Below are 5,058 nucleotides of genomic sequence, written 5' to 3' on the forward strand. Positions count from 1 at the left end.
CCCCCCCCCCCCCCCCCCCCCCCCCCCCCCCCCCCCCCCCCCCCCCCCCCCCCCCCCCCCCCCCCCCCCCCCCCCCCCCCCCGCCCCGGCCGAGATACGAGAGCCCCGGGCGGCCGGGGGGGGGTGGGGGGGGGGGGGGGGGGGGGGTTTGTTGTGGGGGGGGGGGGGGGGGGGGGGGGGGGGGGGGGGGGGTGGGGGCGCCCCCCCCCCCCCCCCCCCCCCCCCCTCCCCCCGGAATCAGGGAGGCGCTGCTGTTTGCAGTACGTTCGAAACGCCCGCCGGCGCACGCCTTTCGTTCCGCCAAAGCACCCGCAGCGCAACATGGGAAATCCGCGCGGCACCCTATAATCCGCGCTTTCCCCCTGATGAGTTCCACCCCGATGGCGCAGCAAACGATGAAGGCCCTGGTCAAGCGCGAAGCAGCCAAGGGCATCTGGATGGAAGAGGTTCCGGTGCCGACTCCGGGCCCCAACCAGGTGTTGATCAAGCTCGAGAAGACCGCGATCTGCGGTACCGACCTGCACATCTACCTGTGGGACGAGTGGAGCCAGCGCACGATCAAGCCGGGCCTGACCATCGGCCATGAATTCGTCGGTCGCATTGCCGAAATCGGCCCGGGCGTGACCGGCTACGAGATCGGCCAGCGCGTCTCGGCCGAAGGCCACATCGTCTGCGGCCACTGCCGCAACTGCCGTGGCGGCCGCCCGCACCTGTGCCCGAACACCGTCGGCATCGGCGTCAACGTCAATGGTGCCTTTGCCGAATACATGGTGATGCCGGCCAGCAACCTGTGGCCGATCCCGGACCAGATCCCGTCGGAGCTGGCCGCGTTCTTCGACCCGTACGGCAACGCTGCGCACTGCGCACTGGAATTCGACGTGATCGGTGAGGACGTGCTGATCACCGGCGCGGGCCCGATCGGCATCATCGCCGCCGGCATCTGCAAGCACATCGGTGCGCGCAACGTGGTGGTGACCGACGTCAACGACTTCCGCCTGAAGCTGGCCGCCGACATGGGTGCCACCCGCGTGGTCAACGTCGCCAACCAGTCGCTGAAGGACGTGATGAAGGAACTGCACATGGAGGGCTTCGATGTGGGCCTGGAAATGAGCGGCAACCCGCGTGCGTTCAACGACATGCTCGACTGCATGTACCACGGTGGCAAGATCGCCATGCTGGGCATCATGCCCAAGGGTGCCGGCTGCGACTGGGACAAGATCATCTTCAAGGGCCTGACCGTGCAAGGCATCTACGGCCGCAAGATGTATGAGACCTGGTACAAGATGACCCAGCTGGTGCTGTCCGGCTTCCCGCTCGGCAAGGTGATGACCCACCAGCTGCCTATCGACGACTTCCAGAAGGGCTTCGACCTGATGGAAGAAGGCAAGGCCGGCAAGGTCGTGCTCAGCTGGAACTGATTCACCGTGCCCTCGGCACGTTGAATCAGTCCGCGCATGTTTCCTTATCCCCGCGCCATTGGCGCGCCCCCTTGAACAACAAGGGGGCTCTCCCCCGGATGGGATCAAGAACACTGCGGAATTGAAAAAGGCGCCCGATGGGCGCCTTTTTCGTAAAGCATGCCAGGCAAGCCTGGCACCTACCGAAGCAAGGGTTACTTGCCGACGGCCACGGTCAGCAGCACGCGGCTGTGTGCCAGCTTGCCCGAGTTGTCACGGCCATTGCCGTCGGTACCGTAGTAGCCCAGGCCGACGTTGAACAGGCCGAACTGGCGGCTGACGCCGACGTTCCAGTCGGTGTAGTCCTTGGCCAGGCCCTTCTCGAAGCTGCTGCGGCCGACATTGGCATTCAGGGTGAAGTCCTTCGGCAGGCCCCAGCTGCCGCCCAGGCCGAAGTACCAGCCATCGGTGCTGCTGTTCCAGACATCGTTGGTGTAGGCCACCGTCAGCTTGTAGGTTTCATCCAGCGTGGTGGTGGTGATCAGCTCGTTGTAGTTCAGCTCGCTGGCACCGAGGTAGGTGTAGCGGTTCAGCAGCGCGTCGAAATTGACGCGGGGCGTGACGTCAACGCCGTAGCCGATCTGGTAGTCCACCTCGGTGCTCGGGTCGCCCGGACCGAAGTCGACGCCCGAACCCCAGACACCGGCATACAGGCCGACCGGCGAGGTGTAGGTGAAACCGGCCTGCAGGGTCGGCTTTTCGTCGGTCTGCGAGACACCACGGAACAGGTAGTCCGACACGGCGGTGACGTTCCAGCTGTACGGCGATTCGTTTTCCTGGGCACTGGCGGCGAACGGGGCAGCCAGGGTCAAGGCAGCGGCAATGGCGAGGCAGGCACGGGCGTGCTTCATGAGCGTCTCCGGTGGGGGCGGTGGCGTGGAAGGCCGAGGGCGGGCGTATCGGCCGGAACGGGACAGCTCCGGTTCACGAATTTTTAACCACTTTGCTATTGCGATGCAACATGCGCCGGCCGTGGCGATGCCCCGCCCGGGCCGGTCGGCAAGCGGCGATGCCCGTTAGAATCAGCGGTTTCCCGTTCAGAGCCGTGCCCACGCCATGACCGACGCCTCCTCCGCCCTGACCCGCCACTACGCCGAGGAACTGGACGCCATCCGCGCCCAGGGCCTGTTCAAGTCCGAGCGGATCATCACCAGCCCGCAGTCGGCCGAGATCACCCTCGACGACGGCCGCAAGGTGCTGAATTTCTGTGCCAACAACTACCTGGGACTGGCCGACCATCCGGACCTGATCCAGGCCGCCAAGGACGCACTCGATACCCACGGCTTCGGCATGGCCTCGGTGCGCTTCATCTGCGGCACGCAGGACCTGCACAAGCAGCTGGAAAAGCAGATCGCCGACTTCTTCGGCAAGCAGGACACCATCCTGTACGCGGCCTGCTTCGACGCCAACGGCGGCCTGTTCGAGCCGCTGCTTGGCGAGAACGACGCGATCATTTCCGATGCACTGAACCATGCTTCGATCATCGACGGCGTGCGTCTGTGCAAGGCCAAGCGCTTCCGCTACGCCAACTGTGACATGGCCGATCTGGAAGCCCAGCTGCAGGCCGCCGATGCCGCCGGCTGCAAGACCAAGCTGATCACCACCGACGGCGTGTTCTCGATGGATGGCTTCATCGCGCCGCTGGACGAGATCACCGCGCTGGCAAAGAAGTACAACGCCCTGGTGCACATCGACGAATGCCACGCCACCGGCTTCCTTGGCGCCACCGGCCGCGGCTCGGCCGAAGTGAAGGGGGTGCTGGAGAAGATCGACATCATCACCGGCACTCTGGGCAAGGCCATGGGTGGCGCACTGGGCGGCTTCACCTGCGCCAGCGCCGAGGTGATCGAACTGCTGCGCCAGCGCTCGCGCCCGTACCTGTTCTCCAACTCGCTGCCGCCGCACGTGGTGGCCGCCGGCATCAAGGCGTTCGAAATGCTGGCGGCCGCTGACGACCTGCGCAGCACCCTGGCCGAGAACACCGCCTACTTCCGCGAAAAGATGACCGCCGCCGGTTTCGACGTGAAGCCGGGCGTGCATCCGATCAGCCCGGTGATGCTGTATGACGCACCGTTGGCGCAGAAGTTCGCCGAGCGCCTGCTGGAAGAAGGCATCTACGCCATCGGCTTCTTCTTCCCGGTGGTACCCAAGGGCCAGGCCCGCATCCGTACCCAGATCAGCGCCGCGCACAGCCGCGAGCACCTGGACCGGGCGATTGATGCGTTCACCCGCATTGGTGTCGAACTGGGCGTGGTCAAGGGCTGATCATGGCCGGGGTCGGATCGCTTTCCGCAGGAAAGGGCTCTGACCCCGCACGGTCAAAGCGTGCCGACCAAGGTCGGCACCTACCGGAGCCTGATGACGTGCCGACCAGGGTCGGCACCCACGGGCGTCACTTCTTTTTCTTCTTGCCCTTCGGCTCTTCCTTGCTGGCAACCACTACCGGCTTGGCGGCAGCGTCCTGGCCATTGCCCTTGGCAACGCGGATGCCGTTGGCCTTCATCCAGGCATCGAACTCATCGGCGGTCATCTTCTTGTCGCCGTTGCTCATCAGGAAGCGGTAACTGCCGCGACCATCCAGCTCCGGGGTTTTCACTTCCACCACCGGGGTCTCGGCAGGCGTTTCCGCCTTGGCCACCTTCTTGTGGCCGCCGCAGGCGGCCAGCAGCACCATCGGCAGCAGCAGGCCTGCACAGCGCAGGGTTTGATTGAGGGTCGGGTGGTACATGGCAGGCTCCGTTCGGGAAAGTCGACAGCCAGGCGCCCCCTACGCCTGGAACGGCGGCCGGCAACTGCCGGCCACGGGCGATGATCAGCCCGGTGCAGCGGCCCCCAGCCGCTGCTGGTCGCTGACCTGCAGAACCCGCCACTGGCCCTTGCCGAGATCGCCGAGCAGCAGCCCACCGATCGCGACCCGGACCAGGCGCAGCACCTGCAGGTCGAAGGCCGCCAACAGGCGGCGGATATGGCGGTTGCGGCCCTCGTCGAGGACCACCTCCAGCCATGCGGTCTTGTCGCCACTGCGCAGTACGCGCACGGCACAGGCGGCGAGGAGCTCGCCCGCGTCTTCGACACCGGCGCGCAGCGCGGCCAGGGTGTCCTCATCGGGCAGACGATCCACCTGCACGTGATAGGTCTTCTGCGGGCCGGTCTCCGGATCGGTCAGGTGCGCCGCCCACTGCGGATCATTGCTGAACAACAGCAAGCCTTCGCTGGCCTTGTCCAGGCGCCCGACCGGCGCGATCCACGGCAGGCCGGCACCATCGAAGCAGCGATACACGGTGTCGCGACCACGCTCGTCCTGCGCCGTGGTGACCACCCCGCGCGGCTTGTTGAGCATCAGGTACAGGCGCTGCGGCGCCCCCATCGGCTGGCCGTCGACCTCGATCGGCGGGGGCGGACTGGCAATCGGGAACTCGGGATCACGAACGATGCGGCCGGACACGCGCACGCGGCCCTCGGCGATCCAGCGCGCGGCCTCGCTGCGCGAGCACACGCCGGCCTTGGACAGTATGCGCGCCAGGCCATGGCGCACGCCACTGGTGACATTCGGAGTCGCACGCCCACGCGGTGCGCGGGAGCGGGCGGCGGGGGCGGCAGG

The 5,058-nt window shown here is 66.7% G+C and carries 5 protein-coding genes; 2 read left to right on the top strand and 3 right to left on the bottom strand.

Going from position 1 to position 5,058, the window contains the following annotated elements; all coding sequences use genetic code 11:
• The first annotated feature begins 395 nt into the window (after positions 1–395).
• Positions 396–1,418 carry an L-threonine 3-dehydrogenase gene (tdh, locus tag WDC87_RS17545; RefSeq protein ID WP_005415442.1) on the top strand — a complete coding sequence of 341 codons (1,023 nt, stop codon included), beginning with the start codon at positions 396–398 and terminating at the stop codon, positions 1,416–1,418.
• A gap of 194 nt (positions 1,419–1,612) precedes the next feature.
• On the opposite strand, the gene WDC87_RS17550 is transcribed toward tdh, so the two are convergent.
• Positions 1,613–2,308 carry a TorF family putative porin gene (locus WDC87_RS17550; RefSeq protein ID WP_072169153.1) on the bottom strand — a complete coding sequence of 232 codons (696 nt, stop codon included), beginning with the start codon at positions 2,306–2,308 and terminating at the stop codon, positions 1,613–1,615.
• 205 nt (positions 2,309–2,513) lie between these two features.
• Here WDC87_RS17550 and kbl point away from each other — a divergent pair, with 205 nt between their 5' ends.
• Positions 2,514–3,722: a glycine C-acetyltransferase gene (gene kbl, locus WDC87_RS17555; protein ID WP_005415440.1), complete on the top strand. Its 1,209-nt coding sequence runs from the start codon at positions 2,514–2,516 to the stop codon at positions 3,720–3,722.
• Positions 3,723–3,849: 127 nt separating this feature from the next.
• Here the strand turns inward: kbl and WDC87_RS17560 are convergent, their stop codons facing one another.
• Both WDC87_RS17560 and WDC87_RS17565 read right to left on the bottom strand, forming a co-directional pair.
• A complete protein-coding gene (locus tag WDC87_RS17560; protein WP_005415439.1) occupies positions 3,850–4,185 on the bottom strand; it encodes a hypothetical protein in 336 nt (111 codons plus the stop codon).
• 84 nt (positions 4,186–4,269) lie between these two features.
• Positions 4,270–4,992: a pseudouridine synthase gene (locus tag WDC87_RS17565; RefSeq protein ID WP_080376963.1), complete on the bottom strand. Its 723-nt coding sequence runs from the start codon at positions 4,990–4,992 to the stop codon at positions 4,270–4,272.
• Positions 4,993–5,058: the final 66 nt, after the last annotated feature.

Source organism: Stenotrophomonas maltophilia group sp. Smal12 (assembly GCF_037079935.1).
GTDB classification, from domain to species: domain Bacteria; phylum Pseudomonadota; class Gammaproteobacteria; order Xanthomonadales; family Xanthomonadaceae; genus Stenotrophomonas; species Stenotrophomonas sepilia.

Bases quoted from the DNA above. Each gene is read 5' to 3' on its own strand.
- tdh (WP_005415442.1), top strand. From the start codon at position 396: ATGAAGGCCCTGGTCAAGCGCGAAGCAGCCAAGGGCATCTGGATGGAA.
- WDC87_RS17550 (WP_072169153.1), bottom strand. From the start codon at position 2,308: ATGAAGCACGCCCGTGCCTGCCTCGCCATTGCCGCTGCCTTGACCCTG.
- kbl (WP_005415440.1), top strand. From the start codon at position 2,514: ATGACCGACGCCTCCTCCGCCCTGACCCGCCACTACGCCGAGGAACTG.
- WDC87_RS17560 (WP_005415439.1), bottom strand. From the start codon at position 4,185: ATGTACCACCCGACCCTCAATCAAACCCTGCGCTGTGCAGGCCTGCTG.